This window comes from Rhodoligotrophos defluvii (assembly GCF_005281615.1).
GTDB lineage: Bacteria > Pseudomonadota > Alphaproteobacteria > Rhizobiales > Im1 > Rhodoligotrophos > Rhodoligotrophos defluvii.
Genome location: NZ_SZZM01000004.1, coordinates 194,880 through 209,484 on the forward strand (window position 1 = coordinate 194,880; position 14,605 = coordinate 209,484).

13 protein-coding genes are annotated in these 14,605 nt (G+C 65.4%); 12 read left to right on the top strand and 1 reads right to left on the bottom strand.

Annotated features, from left to right (window positions below):
- Positions 1–102 precede the first annotated feature (102 nt).
- A complete protein-coding gene (locus E4P09_RS18045; RefSeq protein WP_170984490.1) occupies positions 103–1,620 on the top strand; it encodes a winged helix-turn-helix domain-containing tetratricopeptide repeat protein in 1,518 nt (505 codons plus the stop codon).
- A 9-nt stretch (positions 1,621–1,629) separates the two neighbouring features.
- Here E4P09_RS18045 and E4P09_RS18050 read toward each other — a convergent pair whose 3' ends face one another.
- A complete protein-coding gene (locus E4P09_RS18050) occupies positions 1,630–2,535 on the bottom strand; it encodes a LysR family transcriptional regulator (RefSeq protein WP_137391021.1) in 906 nt (301 codons plus the stop codon).
- A gap of 292 nt (positions 2,536–2,827) precedes the next feature.
- Between E4P09_RS18050 and pxpA the strand changes: the two genes are divergently transcribed.
- From pxpA to E4P09_RS18105, 11 genes are read left to right on the top strand one after another with little or no spacing between them, the layout of a single operon-like run.
- Positions 2,828–3,634: a 5-oxoprolinase subunit PxpA gene (gene pxpA / locus E4P09_RS18055; RefSeq protein WP_137391022.1), complete on the top strand. Its 807-nt coding sequence runs from the start codon at positions 2,828–2,830 to the stop codon at positions 3,632–3,634.
- Positions 3,631–3,873, top strand: a complete 243-nt coding sequence (locus tag E4P09_RS18060; RefSeq protein ID WP_137391023.1) for an acetyl-CoA carboxylase — start codon at positions 3,631–3,633, stop codon at positions 3,871–3,873. Before pxpA ends, E4P09_RS18060 begins: the two co-directional genes overlap by 4 nt.
- Entirely contained in the window at positions 3,870–5,255 is a 1,386-nt protein-coding gene (locus tag E4P09_RS18065; protein ID WP_137391024.1) for an acetyl-CoA carboxylase biotin carboxylase subunit, read from the top strand. Before E4P09_RS18060 ends, E4P09_RS18065 begins: the two co-directional genes overlap by 4 nt.
- Positions 5,252–6,127 carry a 5-oxoprolinase subunit B family protein gene (locus E4P09_RS18070; protein ID WP_137391025.1) on the top strand — a complete coding sequence of 292 codons (876 nt, stop codon included), beginning with the start codon at positions 5,252–5,254 and terminating at the stop codon, positions 6,125–6,127. Before E4P09_RS18065 ends, E4P09_RS18070 begins: the two co-directional genes overlap by 4 nt.
- The gene (locus tag E4P09_RS18075; protein WP_137391026.1) at positions 6,117–7,088 is read left to right on the top strand and encodes a 5-oxoprolinase subunit C family protein; all 972 of its coding nucleotides are present in this window, start codon (positions 6,117–6,119) and stop codon (positions 7,086–7,088) included. The genes E4P09_RS18070 and E4P09_RS18075 overlap by 11 nt, the downstream gene beginning before the upstream one ends.
- A gap of 55 nt (positions 7,089–7,143) precedes the next feature.
- Positions 7,144–8,214, top strand: coding sequence for a TMAO reductase system periplasmic protein TorT (torT, locus tag E4P09_RS18080; RefSeq protein ID WP_137391027.1), 1,071 nt, complete (start codon positions 7,144–7,146; stop codon positions 8,212–8,214).
- A 57-nt stretch (positions 8,215–8,271) separates the two neighbouring features.
- A complete protein-coding gene (locus E4P09_RS18085; RefSeq protein WP_137391028.1) occupies positions 8,272–9,783 on the top strand; it encodes a sugar ABC transporter ATP-binding protein in 1,512 nt (503 codons plus the stop codon).
- Positions 9,783–10,823 carry an ABC transporter permease gene (locus E4P09_RS18090; RefSeq protein WP_137391029.1) on the top strand — a complete coding sequence of 347 codons (1,041 nt, stop codon included), beginning with the start codon at positions 9,783–9,785 and terminating at the stop codon, positions 10,821–10,823. The genes E4P09_RS18085 and E4P09_RS18090 overlap by 1 nt, the downstream gene beginning before the upstream one ends.
- Before the next feature lie 36 nt (positions 10,824–10,859).
- On the top strand, positions 10,860–11,744 hold the full coding sequence (locus tag E4P09_RS18095) for an FAD binding domain-containing protein (RefSeq protein WP_239025259.1): 885 nt from the start codon (positions 10,860–10,862) through the stop codon (positions 11,742–11,744).
- A 6-nt stretch (positions 11,745–11,750) separates the two neighbouring features.
- Entirely contained in the window at positions 11,751–12,209 is a 459-nt protein-coding gene (locus E4P09_RS18100; RefSeq protein WP_137391030.1) for a (2Fe-2S)-binding protein, read from the top strand.
- 3 nt (positions 12,210–12,212) lie between these two features.
- The gene (locus E4P09_RS18105; protein WP_137391031.1) at positions 12,213–14,579 is read left to right on the top strand and encodes a xanthine dehydrogenase family protein molybdopterin-binding subunit; all 2,367 of its coding nucleotides are present in this window, start codon (positions 12,213–12,215) and stop codon (positions 14,577–14,579) included.
- The last annotated feature ends 26 nt before the right edge of the window (positions 14,580–14,605 follow it).

Below are 14,605 nucleotides of genomic sequence, written 5' to 3' on the forward strand. Positions count from 1 at the left end.
GGCGGGCTTCGATCCTGAAAGAGGGAGGATTCTACAGGATGCGAACGGCGCCGTACTTAAGCGTTCCCAAAGAGTTCTCAAGAACGCCCAAACCGGCTATAGATGCGCCCTATGCAGGCATCACGCTTTGCCTTCGGTCCGTTCCTGCTCGATTCCGCTGCGGGAACGCTTCTTCGGAACGGCGTCCCCGTCGCCATTGGCTACCGTGGGCTGAAGCTGCTTGCGGCGCTCGTCGGACGGCCCGGCGAAATCCTGCGCAAGGCCGAGTTGATGGATGCCGCATGGCCCGGCACGGCCGTCGAGGAAGGCAACCTCACCGTCCAGATCGCGCTGCTGCGGAAGCTGCTCGGTCCGGCCGCCGGCGGCGGTCAGTGGATCGCCACGGTTCCGCGCCTCGGCTATCGCTTTGCGGGGGCCGTAGAACAGCTCGGCGGCGCTAAGCGAAAGCCTTTGCCGCTGCCCAGCAAGCCATCGATAGCCGTGCTGCCCTTCGTGAATGTCAGCAACGATCCCGGGCAGGACTCCTTCGCCGACGGGTTGACCGAGGACCTGATCACCGATCTGTCCAGGATCGCCGGCCTGTTCGTCATCGCGCGCAGCTCGGCCTTTGCCTACAAAGGCAAGGCGATGGACGTGCGCGACATCGCACGGGACCTCGGTGTGCGCTATCTGCTGGAGGGGAGCGCAAGGCACGCCGCGGGATGTGTGCGCATCAATGTCCAGCTGGTCGACGCGGCCAGTGGCGATCATCTCTGGGCGGAGCGCTTCGATCGCGGCCTGGACGATATCTTTGCCGTTCAGGACGAGGTCACCGGCAAGATCGTGGAGGCACTGCTCGGCCGGCTGCGCGCACCGCCGCCGCGCAATCGGCCCAAAAATCTCGAGGCATACGATCTGTGCGTGCGGGCGCGCAAGCTGATCGACGATTCGCCGCTGACGGCGCGGGAAGCGCATCTGATGCTCACGCGCGCGGTTACCCTCGATCCGGAATACGCCGAGGCCTATCGCTGGCTCGCCATGAACCACTGGATGGGATGGGTGCATTGGGGTGAACCGGTCGAACCCAACCGTCGCCTTGCTTTAAACCTGGCGCGCAAGGCCGTGGCGATTGATCCCAACGACGCCGGCTGCCACTGGGTTCTGGCCAACCTGCTAGCCTACGAGCGCAATTTCGCCGAGGCGGATGCGGAATTCGCCAAGGCGATTGAGCTCGATCCGAACGAGGCCGACACCTGGGCGACGTTGTCGGACATCACGGTCCTGGCCGGGCGGGTCGGGGAGGGGATTGAGCACATCCGCAAGGCGTTCCGGCTCAATCCGTTTCCGGCAAGCTGGTATTATCTGACGCTCGGCCAGGCGCAGTATGCGGCGCGCGAATATGAAGCCGCCGTGGAGACATTGCGCAGGGAGGAGACTTATCGGACGAGCTCACGCCGTTTCCTCGCGGCAAGCCTCGCCCAGCTGGGTCGGCTCGACGAGGCGCGCGCCGAGGCCGAACTGTTCCTCGTCGGCAACCCGCATTTCACGACCCGCCACTGGGCCGCGACGGAGCCGTTCCGCGACGCTGCGACCCTCGAGCATTTCGTTGATGGCTACCGCAAGGCCGGTCTTCCGGAGTGAGGCGCGCTTCTAGCGCCCCATCGGCAGATGGTAGGCTTGGCGGAAGTAATCGCGAAACGCCTGCATCACCGGTGTGAACGTGATGCCGCGTTTCCAGGCGAGGCCCACATCCATGGGGGGGATCGCGTCATTGAGCTCGACGGTTTCGATGCGCCTTCCTTCCAGCGACCACGGCCGGTGCACCATGTCGGAGAGGATGGCCACCCCTTGCCCGTTGGCGACCAGCGATCGCACCGCCTCCACTGACGAGGTGCGCAGCCGCACGGAGGGGCGGTAAGGGGTCTTGCTCCAGTATTTGAGCGATGTATGGGCCGCCTCGTCCACCGTCAGCATGATATAGGGCTCCTCGGAGACCTCCTTCAGTCCGACCGAGCCGAGCGAAAGCAGCCTGTGCCTGGCAGGAACCCACAACCGCCGGCGTGACGAGAGATGGGTTTCTGTGGAGAGATCCGGGTTGGTCGTATTGGCGGTCAGCATCACCGCGAGATCATAGCGGTTGGCCAGCAGGCCCTCCTCGATCGCATCGCGATTGAGCTCGAACAGCTGGATGTCCAGCCGCGGAAAATTGCGTCGGAGCCGCTCCAGATGGTGAGGGAGGTAATAGCCGATCACCGTGTAGGAGGCGGCCACCCTCAGCGTGTCCTCGAGATCGCTGCCCGGCACGTTGATGCCTGCCATCTCGTCGATCTTCGCCAGCACCTCATAGGCGTGGAACAGCATCTCCCGACCGGCCGCAGTGAGCTCCATCCCTTGCTGCGAACGCGAGAACAGTTTCGCACCGACTTCGATCTCGAGTTCCTTGATCGCGGTCGTGATGGCCGACTGCGAAATCGATAAGGCAACGGCCGCTTGAGACACCTGGCCGCTCTCTGCGGTCGAGACGAAATACCGGATCTGTTTGAGGGTGATGGCCATTGGGTCTATGGGTATCTGAATTTCTGATAAATGCCAAGGTGGATAATCGAAAAAGTAATCAACCCGAAAGATCGTGCGGCTGCGCATGTTCGCACGCCGTGACCAAGACATTAAAACCACGTCATATTTCACCGGAACGCTCGATCTGGGCGACAGGTCTGATATCTGAATTTTTAAGGGTCAAAATCAAAGAATAGAATTTATCAATGCGCGAAGCTTTCGCTAAGGTTACGACAGACGAGGAATAACGGCGCAAAGAAAAAATGGCGCCGGGGCGGGAGGGCTGCCAATCATGCCGCTGTCAGCGGTGGACCTCAACTGCGATATGGGCGAAGCGTTCGGGCGGTGGCACATCGCCGATGCCGACGACGCGCGTATCATGGGGCTGATCAGCTCGGCCAATATTGCCGCTGGTTTCCATGCGGGCGACCCCATGCTGATGGACGAGACCGTCCGGCTGGCGGCGCAATATGGCGTGGGCATCGGCGCCCATCCGGGCTACCGGGATCTTCAGGGGTTCGGCCGCCGCAAGATCGCCGGCAGCAACGAGGAGATCCTCAACGACCTGATCTACCAGGTCGGCGCGCTGCGCGAATTCGCGCGCCGTTACGGGGCGAAACTCCAGCACGTCAAGCCGCATGGCGCGCTTTACATGGAGATGGCCGTCAATGAAGGCTTGTCGCGCGGCTTCATCGACTTCATGCGCCGCACCTCGCCGGACGTCTACGTCTTCTGCATGGAGGCCTCGCTGACGTTCCGCATCGCCCGCGAAATGGGGCAGCCGGCCGTACGGGAGTTCTATGCGGACCGCGATTACGATGCGACCGGCTCCATTGTCTTCGTGCGGCGGGTCGACCGGCTGGACCCCAAGCGGGTCGCGGACAAGGTGGTGCGCGCCTGCCTGGAGGGGAAGGTGCGCACCGTTGAAGGCGAGGACATCGACGTTTCCTTCGAATCCGTCTGCTTCCACTCGGACACGCCTGGCTGCGTGGAGATCGCCTGTGCCATACGCGATGCCCTCACCGCGAGCGGGGTCCGCATCGCGCCGGTTTCCGAGATACTCGTCAGTGCGGACAGTGGTTCAAGGAGAGCCGTATGAGCAAGCAAGAAGTTCGGTCGCCCCTTCCCGGCGTCTTCTATCGCAAACCTGCACCCGACAGCCCGCCTTATAAGAATGACGGCGATGCGGTGGCGGCCGACGACGTCATCGGCCTGGTCGAGGTGATGAAGTCCTTCCACGAGGTGAAGGCTGGGGTGGCGGGCCGAGCGATCCGTTTCCTGGCGGACAACGAGGATGCGATCATGGCCGGCGACGTGATCGCGGAGGTCGAGGGATGACCATCCGATCTGTGCTCGTGGCGAACCGTGGCGAGATCGCCGTGCGCATCATCCGCGCGGCGAAGGCGCTCGGCCTGCGCACGATCCAGGTCTATAGCGCGGCCGACGCGGATTCGCTCGCGGTGCGCATCGCCGATGAGGCCGTGGAGATCGGCCCGCCCGCGGCGAAGAAGTCTTACCTCAACATCCCTGCGCTCATCGAGGCCGCGAAGACCGCCAAGGCGGATGCCGTTCATCCCGGCTATGGCTTCCTCGCAGAGAACGCCGATTTCGCCGATGCGGTTGTGGCCGCCGGCATGCGCTTCGTAGGGCCGTCCGGTTCGGCCATCCGTCTGTTGGGCGACAAGGTGGCCGCGCGCGAGGTTGCCCGCAAGGCGGGCGTGCCGACGGTGCCGGGCAGCGACGGCCGCGTGACCGACGCGGAGACCGCGGCCGCCATGGCGGGCGAGATCGGCTTTCCCGTCATGATCAAGGCGGCGGCCGGCGGCGGTGGGCGCGGGATCCGTATCGTTCACGATGCGGCGGAGTTCGCCCGCCAGTTTCCGCAAGCCTCCGCCGAGGCCGCAGCAGCCTTCGGCGACGGCGGCCTCTACGTGGAGAAGGTGATCCCGAAGGCGCGCCACATCGAAGTGCAGATTTTGGGCGACGGTCGCAACTTTGTGCACTGTTTCGAGCGCGAGTGCTCGCTGCAGCGGCGCCGCCAGAAGGTCTGGGAAGAGGCGCCGGCCTTCGATCTGCCACAAGATGTCCGCGCCCGGCTCTGCGCGAGCGCGGTCGAGCTCGCGCGGTCGGTTGGCTACGTCGGAGCGGGCACGGTCGAATATCTCTACGACGATGCGACCCGCGATTTCTATTTCATCGAGGTCAACACGCGCATTCAGGTCGAGCATCCCGTCACCGAGATGATCACCGGTGTCGATCTCGTGCAGGAGATGCTGAAGATCGCGGGCGGGCAACCGCTCTCGGTGCGTCAGGATGATGTGGCGATCGTTGGCCACGCCATAGAGTGCCGCATCAATGCCGAGGACCCTTACAAGGATTTCCAGCCTTGGCCGGGCAAGGTCGAGAAGCTGGCAGTGCCCGACGAAGCGCATGTGCGTTTCGACACTCTGCTGTTCGAAGGCTATCAGGTTCCGCCCTTCTACGACTCGCTCCTCGGCAAGCTGATCGTCCATGGCGAGACCCGCGACCAGTGCCTCGCCCGTCTCGGGCAAGCGCTGTCCCGCCTCGATATCCAGGGAATCCCCACCACCCTGCCGCTGCACCGGGCGCTTGCCGCCGACCCCGACGTCATGGCCGGCAACGTCCATACACGCTTTCTCGAAAAATGGCTTGAGACGGGGCTTGCTGCCGCCGGCAGGGAGAAGGAGGTGGCCCAATGAAGAACCGCTACAGTTTCGGAGGCGACGAACACCTGTTCGTGGAATGCGACGAGAGCATGTCGCTCGAGGCTTTCTTCAAGAGCCTCTCCATGACCAAGGCCGTCAAGGACAGCGGCATCAGGGGCGTCACCGAGATCTGCCCGGCCAACGCTTCGTTCCAGATCAAGTTCGACCCTGATGTCATCAAGCCGGACGACATTCTGCGCGAGGTGCAGGCCATCGAGGAGCAGGCGGCGAAGTCGGAGCCTGTGATCCCCACCCGCATCATCGAAATCCCGGTCTACTACCAGGATCCGTGGACGCACGAGACGCTTATGCGCTTCCGCGAGCGGCACCAGGACCCGAAGGCGACCGATCTCGAATATGCGGCGCGCATCAACGGCTTTGCGACCGTCGAGGAGTTCATCGCCGCCCATTCGGGCGCGCCGTGGTTCGTGTCCATGGTCGGCTTCGTCGCCGGTTTGCCCTTCATGTACCAGATGGTCGAGCGGCAGCGGCAGCTGCAGGTGCCGAAGTACCTGCGCCCGCGCACCGACACGCCGAAGCTGACGGTGGGCTATGGAGGCTGCTTCACGGCCATCTACTCGGTGCGCGGCGCCGGCGGCTACCAGATGTTCGGCATCACCCCGATGCCGATCTACGATCCCGAGCAGAAGGTCAGCTATCTCCGCGATTTCATGGTGCTGTTCAGGCCCGGCGACATCGTCAAGTTCAAGTCGATCGGCCGGGAGGAATACGACCAGACCGTCGCCGACGTGGACGCGGGGCGCTTCTCCCCCGCCATGAGCGACGTCACCTTCGATCTCACCGAATTCCAGAAGGACATCGACGGCTACAACGCACGGCTGGAGGGCGCGATCCATGGCCGCTAGGGTGATCAATCCGGGTCTATCCACCACTGTCCAGGATCTCGGTCGTCCCGGATATTTCCACCTGGGCATTCCGATCGGCGGCGCCATGGACCGGCTCGCCATGCGCGCCGCCAACCTGCTCGTCGGCAATGACGAGGGGGCGGCCGGGCTCGAAGCGGTGTTCATCGGCCCCGAACTCGAATTCACGGCGGATACGGTGATCGCCGTGACCGGTGCCGACGTGCCGCTGAAGATCGACGGCGACGAGAAGCCGGGCTGGACGTCGCTCGCCGTCAGGAAAGGGCAGGTTCTCTCTTTCGGCTATCTCAAGTCGGGCGCGCGCATCTACATCGCCTTCGCCGGCGGTGTGGACGTCCCGGTCGTGCTGGGCAGCCGGTCGACCTATGCCATCGGCGCCCTCGGCGGCTTCAAGGGGCGGCCGCTGGCCAAAGGCGACGAGCTGCCGGTCGGCACTGCCAGAGCGGCGCGCGAAGGGCGCAGCGTGCCGGAGGCCCTGCGGCGCGGCCCCGGCAGGCCGGCCGAACTGCGCGTGCTGCCCGGCCTCTATTGGCATCGCATCCGTGAGCAGTCGCAAGCGGCCTTTTTCGACGACGACTGGAAGGTGGCGCCCGAAGCCGACCGGATGGGCTATCGCTTCCGGGGTGGCCGGCCCATGTCCTTTGTGGAGCGCGAGCAGCCCTTCGGCGCCGGCTCCGATCCCTCCAACATCGTCGACAGCTGCTATCCCTACGGCTCGATCCAGGTACCCGGGGGGACGGAGCCCATCATCCTGCACCGGGATGCCGTATCGGGCGGCGGCTATTTCATGATCGGCACGGTGGTCTCGGCCGACATGGACCTCATCGGCCAGATGCAGCCGAACACGCCGACGCGCTTCGTCAAGGTCGATATGGAAACGGCCCTGAACGCCCGCGCCGACAGGTCCGAGCTTCTGCGGAGGATACGGAGCGCACTCGACTGAACCACATGAGAAATGCCGCCACAACGCCCGGCGGCGAACAATAAGGGGAGCGGAAATGAAAAAGCTATCTGCACTGATGCTGGCCACGGTCATCTCAGCGGCCGCATTCTCCCAGGCCCTCGCCGAGGACTGGTTTCCCTACGAAGCCGAGAAGGTCGAGCCGCCTTTCGCGGCTGACGGCAAATCGGAGCCCGTATCCTACGTGCCGTTGGAGAAGGCCTCGAAGCCCTGGAACATCTGCGTGTCCTTCCCCCACATGAAGGATGCCTACTGGCTGGGCGTCGGCTACGGCGTGGCCGAGGAGGCCAAGCGGCTGGGCGTCAAGATGAACCTGGTCGAGGCCGGCGGCTATACCGAGCTCAACAAGCAGATCTCGCAGATCGAGGACTGTGTCGCCAGCGGGGCCGACGCGGTGGTGATCGGCGCCATCTCCTATGATGGCCTCAACAATCTCGTCGCCGAAGTCCGCAAGAAGAACATTCCGGTCATCGACGTCATCAACGGCATCTCCTCGCCGGAGATCTCCGCGAAGTCTCTGGTGTCCTTCTACACCATGGGCCATTCCGCCGGCGAATACCTGGCCAAGAAGCATCCGGCCGGCAGCGAGGAGGTCGTGGTCGGCTGGTTCCCGGGTCCCGCCGGGGCTGGCTGGGTCGAGGCGGCCAACAAGGGCTTCATGGATGCGGTGAAGGGCTCGGCGGTCAAGGTGCTCGAGCCGAAATACGGCGATACCGGCAAGGAGGTGCAGCTGAAGCTGGTCGAGGACGAGCTTCAGGCCAATCCCAACATCCGCTACGTGGCGGGCACCGCGGTGACGGCGGAAGCCGCCCAGGGCCTGATCCGCGAACGCGGTCTCCAGGGCAAGGTAGACCTGCTGGCCTTCTACATGACCCCCGGCGTTTATCAGGGTATCAAGCGCGGCTTCATCCTCGCCGCACCGGCCGACTCCATGGTCATTCAGGGTCGCATCGCGATCGACCAGGCCGTGCGCATCCTGGAAGGCAAGGACTACGTCAAGCATGTCGGGCCGAAGATCTTCGTCGTCGACCAGGACAACGTCAACGACGTGTCGCAGACCAACATCCTGCCGCCCGACAACTACAAGCCTGTGTTCAGCGTCAACTAGAGCAATTCAAGCGAGCCCCGCCCGCGCGGCGGGGCCGCACCGCTCCGGGAGATGACCATGAGCAAAGCGCCTTTGGTCGAGATGACCGAGATCTGGAAGGAATTCCCGGGGGTCAAGGCGCTCGCCAACGTGAACTTTCGCCTGCAGCATGGCGAGGTCCACGTGCTGTTCGGCGAGAACGGCGCCGGCAAGTCGACGCTTATCTCGATCCTGTCGGGCGTCTATCGCCCGACGGCGGGCACCATCCACGTCGAGGGCAAGGAGGTCGAGTTCCGCTCCGTCCAGGATGCTAGGGAGGCCGGCGTCGGCACCGTGTTCCAGGAATTCTCGCTGGTGCCCACGCTCGCGGTGTTCGAGAACGTCTACCTTGGGAAGGAGCCGCGCCGCGGTCCCTTCATCGACCGCAAGGCGATGATAAGGGGTGCGGAGGCGCTCTTCCGCGAGCTCGGCTTCGACATCGACGTCCGCACCCCGGTCGTGCGCCTCTCCCGCGCTCAGCAGCAGATGGTCGAGATCGCCAAGGCGCTCCACGCCAAAGCGCGCGTCCTGATCCTGGATGAGCCCACCGCATCGCTCACGGAGAAGGAAACGGAAAAGCTGTTCTCCTTCATCCGTCGCGCCAAGGAGAGCGGCGTCGGCATCATCTACATCTCGCACCGCATCCAGGAATTCGCCGAGATCGCCGACCAGATCAGCGTCCTGCGCGACGGCCGGATGATCGGCACCGTCGGCGCCAAGGACGTTTCCGAGAGAACGCTCGTCGAGCTCATGACGGGAAGAGCAATCGACAAGGTCTATCCGCAGATATGCCGTCAGCCTGACGGCGAGAAGGTCCTGTCGCTGCGCGGCATCCATGCGGCCGGCGTGCACGGCGTCGACATCGACGTGAGGGCGGGCGAGGTGCTCGGCATCGCCGGCCTGGTCGGTTCGGGAAAGTCGCGGGTGTGGCGCAGCGTTCTTGGCCTCCAGCCGATCAAGGCGGGCCGGGTTGTCATGCGGGGCGCGGACGTCACCGGACTGCCGACCCGCAAGCTTCTCGACGCCGGCATCTTTTACCTGCCGCCCGACCGCAAGTCGGAAGGCCTGGTGCTCACAGCGTCGGCGCGGGACAACATCCGCCTCAGCCTGCTTGCTCGCCGCGATCTCGCAGGCCCCCTCGGCATGCCTTCTCCGGCACGCAGCCGGGCGGAGGCCGACGCCATCGGCGCGCGGGTCGAGCTCGCCGCGCGGGCACTGCCCATGGCGGTTGCCAGCCTGTCGGGCGGCAACCAGCAGAAGGTCTTGTTCGGCAAAGGCTTCGGCGAGGAGCGCCTGGTCTACATCTTCGACGAGCCCACGGTCGGCGTGGATATGGGCACGCGCAGCCAGCTCTACCTCCTGATCCGAGATCTCGCCGAAGCCGGCAAGGCGGTGGTCGTCGTCTCCTCCGACCTGCCGGAGGTGATGCATCTCTCGCACCGGCTGCTGGTCTTTGCCGGCGGCAGGATCGCAGCGGAACTCGAAGGAGAGGAGATCGCGGAGGACACGATCCTCCGACACTTCTTCAGCCAAGCAAGGATATCGGCCTGATGTCGTCGCCAGAGACCGTGACCAACGATGTCCACCCGCTTTCACGCCGCTTCGCTCCGGCCAACGCGGCCAAGGCGCTCTTCCTCAAGGTTGGCGTGCTCCCCTTCTTCCTCGCCGCGGCGCTGATCATCTTCTCGCTCGTGTCTGGCCAGTTCCTGTCCCTGCAGAACCTCACCAACGTGGCGCGCCAGTCCGTCTATCTGATCCTGGTCTCGCTCGGGCAGATGATCGTCCTCATCACCGGTGGTTTCGATCTGTCGGTCGGCACCGCCATCGCCCTCACCTCGGTCGTCAGCGCGCTCGCCATGGTCGCGCTCGCCTCGGCCATGCCGGATTATGTATGGCTCGTCATCCTGCTCGGCTGCTTCGCCGGCTTCGGCGCCGCCCTCGCCATAGGCAGTCTGAACGGCATCGGTGTTGCGCAGTTCGGTGTCTCCCCGTTCATCATGACGCTCGGCGTGCAATCGGTCGGCGCGGGCATGGCGCTCTTCCTCACCGGCGGCGTGCCGATCGCCGGGCTCCCTTATGAATTCGGCAATGTCTTCGGCTTCGGCAGGGTGTTCGGCACCCCGGTTCCGGTGCTGGTCGCCATCCTCGCCATCGTGGTGATCTGGTTCCTCATGAACCGGACCCGGCTTGGCGCGCACATCTACGCGGTGGGCGGCAATGCCAAGGCGGCCAACCTTTCCGGCGTGCCCACCAAGCGGGTGCTGTTCCTGGCCTATCTCATGTGCTCGCTGCTCGCCTCGCTCGCCGGCCTGCTGCTCACGGCCCGGGTGGAATCGGGCGAGACCAATCTCGGCGGCACCATCGCCCTGGAATCGATCGCCGCCTGTGTCATCGCCGGCGTGTCGCTCAGGGGCGGAATCGGCCGTGTCGAAAGCGTCGTGCTCGGCGCCTTCTTCATCGTGCTCGTTCAGAACGGCATGAACATCGCGCAGATCGGCTCGTATCTGCAGATGGTTCTGCTCGGCGCCTTGCTCATACTCGCCGTCATCCTCGACCAGTTCCGCTACCGCATGCTTGTCGGCCGGACCTGACCGGACCCCGGCGGCAAACCTCGGAAAGGCTTCGCCATGTCGGCAGCAATGTCCAGCCAACAGGCCGAAACGATCCACATGGCCGCCTCTGTCGACGATGCCCTCGCCGCGCTCCGTGATCATGGGGCGCAGGCGGCGCCGCTTGCCGGCGCGACATGGATCATGCGTGCCCCGATCCGTGGCGAAAGGCTGCGCCCGGCTTATGTCGGCCTTGGCGCCATCCCGGAACTGTGCGCCGTGGAAGTCGCGGACGATGAGATCAGCATCGGTGCCTGCGTCACCCATGCACGCCTTGCGGCAGCCCTCCATGGCATCCGGGGGTGCCAGGGGCTTGTGGCCGCCGCCAGCGGGGCCGCGAACCCGGCCGTGCGGCAGATGGCGACCGTGGGCGGCAATCTGTGCACCGCCGACTTTCCCGCCTCCGATCTCGCGCCTGCTCTGCTGTGCCTCGACGCATCGGTTGAGCTTTGCACGGCCGCCGGCCGGGATCGCGTGCCGATCGGCCGCTTCCTGGAGCTCCGCCGCGACCTGGAGCCGGCTACGCTTCTCACGAAGGTCACGCTGAAGCGCCGGCCCCTGCGCTGCGCCCATGCCAGGCTGCCTTTGCGCAGGGCGGGAGACTATCCGGTGGCGATCGTCAGCATGGCGGCGGCGTCTGCGGGCGATGGTTCGATCGACGATATCCGCATCGCGGTCGGTTCGGTCGAGGCCACCGCGCGCCGCTGGCCGGAACTGGAGCAGCGGTTCCGCGGCCGCAAGCTCGATGCTGCGGAAGCGGAGGAACTGGCCAAGGCCGCGAGCAGAGCGTTCCGCGGCCGCGACGGCATCGAAGCGCCCGGCTGGTACCGAGTGCAGGTGCTGCCCGCCCTCGTGCGGCGCTGCGCCGAAACGATCATGGCTCCAGCAGAAACGGAAGAGTGAGGGGCGATGGCGGTTAGCTTTGTCGTGAACGGAGAGGAGCGGCGCTCGGCCGCCGATCAGATGACACCGCTCGTTGATGTGCTGCGCGACGAGTTCTTCCTGACCGGCGCAAAGGCAGCGTGTCGCGAAGGCGCCTGCGGTGCCTGCACCGTGCTGCTCGACGGCAACCCAGTCGTGTCCTGCCTCGTGCCGGTGGGGATGCTCGAAGGCCGCGAGGTGCGCACGGTGGAAGCGCTCGCCCCGACGGAAGAGCTTTCTCCCGTGCAGCAGGCCATGGAAGAGCACGACGTCGTCCAGTGCGGCATGTGTTTCCCCGGCATCGTGATGGTTCTGACGAGCTTTCTGGCGGAGTGCCCGCAGGCCGGACCGGACGAGATCAAGACGGCGCTGGTCGGCAATATCTGCCGCTGCACCGGCTACGAGCGTGTGGTGGATGCGGCGGTGGCGCTTGCGCAGCGGAGATAAGTCATGACTTTGGCGGATGCTTCGAACGTCACCATGAACCTGCCGCGGCGCGACGCCCGCGACAAGCTTCTCGGCCGCACCCGCTATACGGTCGACCGAAAGCACCCGGGCATGTTGCACGCGGCATTGCGGCGTTCAGATATCGCCTCCGCCCGGATAATCAAGGTCGATATCACGGATGCCAGCAGGATGCCCGGTGTGCGTGCCATCGCGCTCGCCGCCGACGCACCGGGCATGCACGGCATCGGCATCGCGGACCATCCGCTTTTCGCGCGTGACGCAATCCGCTTCCATGGCGAGCCGATCGCCGCCGTCGCGGCCGACACGCAGGCCCAGGCGCAGGCAGCCGCGGCTGCCATCGTCGTGGAGACCGAGCCTCTGCCTGCGGTGCTCAGCATGGCGGATGCGCTGGCCCCCGATGCGCCCCTGGTCCATCCCGAATGGAGAAGCTACCAGGTTCTGGTCGAGGGCGGCGTCCGCGGCGGCAATGTCGCCTGGGAGGCCACCGTGATCCGCGGCGACACGGAAGCGGCCTTCGCCCGCGATGATGTGGTCGTCGTCGAGAGCTGCTTCCGGGTCGGCCGGCAGAACCACGTCTCGCTCGAGCCGCGTGCCGTCGTGGCCTCCTATGAGGACGGGCGCTACCACATCGAGACCTCGACCCAGGTGCCCTGGACCGTGCGCGCCATGACGGCCAAGCTCCTGGGCGTGCCGGCCGCTCAGGTCCGTGTCACCGTGCCGCCGGTCGGCGGCGGCTTCGGCCAGAAATTCGACTGCACGCTCGAGCCCTATGCGGCGATCCTTGCGCGCAAGACCGGCCGTCCGGTGCGCCTCGTCTATTCCCGGCAGGAGGAAATGCTCACCTGCCTGTGCCGTGAGAATGCCGAGATCAAGATCCGCTCGGCGGTCACCAAGAACGGCGAGATCGTCGGCCGCGAAGCTGTCGTGCTGATGGATTGCGGCGCCTATGGCGGCGAGCAGATCTTCCTCACCACCATGACGGCGCATACGCTCGGCGGCAACTACCGCCTGGGTTCGGTGAAGCTCGCCAGCCGCGCCGTCTACACCAACACGCCCCCGAACGGTGCCTTCCGCGCCTGCAACGGCGTCTACAACACCTTCGCGCTGGAGCGGCACACGGACGAGATCTGCCAGAAGATCGGCATGGACCCGCTGGAGTTCCGGCGGCGCAACGTGCTGGGCGACGGCGACATCGGCGCCACGGGACAGGTTTTCGAAGGTGACGTGCTCGGCCCCATGCTCGACCGGATGAAGCGCTGGCGCGAGACCGCGCCCTCGCGCAAGTCACTGGCGGCTAGGCGCCTCTATGGCCGCGCGACGGTCGTCGGCACCTGGTTCATATTCGTCGGCCCGTCCACCGCCACCATCAATCTCAATGCCGACGGGAGCGCTACGGTCATCACGGCCGGAGTGGAGATCGGTTCGGGCACCATGGTGCAGGCCCTGCCGCAGATCGTGGCCTACGAGCTCGGCCTCCATCCCGATCAGGTCGTCGTGCGGAGCGCCGATACCGACGCGGCCGGCTTCGATCTCGGTGTCGGCGGCGGGCGGACCACCGTCTCCATTGGTGCGGCCAGCCGCGCGGCGGCAGAGGATGTGCGCCGGAAGCTGCTGGCCGTGGCGAGCGAGATGCTACAGACGCCGCCGGATAGGCTGAAACTCGCCAGCGGCCGTGTAGAGATCGCCGGCAAGGAAGGATCGGGTACCTCCATCGCAGCGGTTGTGCAGCGTGCGCACGAGGTGATCGGACCGGTCGTCGGCAGCGGCGCCTTCACCAAGCCCGGGGTCACGGCCATGCCGGGCTGCGCTGCAGGCCATTTCATCGACGCGCTCGACTTGCCCGTCTTCGCCGTTCACGACTGCGAGGTCGCAGTCGATCCCGATACGGGCCACGTCGAGATCCTCAGCTATAAAGTGGTGCAGGACGTCGGCCGCGCTCTCAACCCCCGGGCCATCCACAGCCAGATCCAGGGCGGCGTCACGCAAGGACTGGGCTATGCGCTGCATGAGGAGCTGACCATCGGCCAGGACGGCTGCATCCGCCAGAACAGCCTTGAGACCTACCGCGTGCCGCTCGCGCTCGACACGGTGCCGGTCGAGATCGATCTCTACGAGGGCGCACCTTCGATCGGACCGCTCGGGGCAAAGGGCGCCGGCGAGGTCCCCATCCTCAACGTTCCGGCCGCAGTGGGCTGTGCCGTCGCCAACGCGATAGGACGTCGGGTTCAGCAGACGCCGCTCACGCCACCACGCGTGCTGGGGCTGCTCCTTGGCCGAGAGCCCGATGTCGATCTGCCTCACATTGGCGACGACTGGTGGGATAATGTGTTGATGAAGCGTCCATCGTGACTGCGGCCTGGATCTGGCCGCCGACC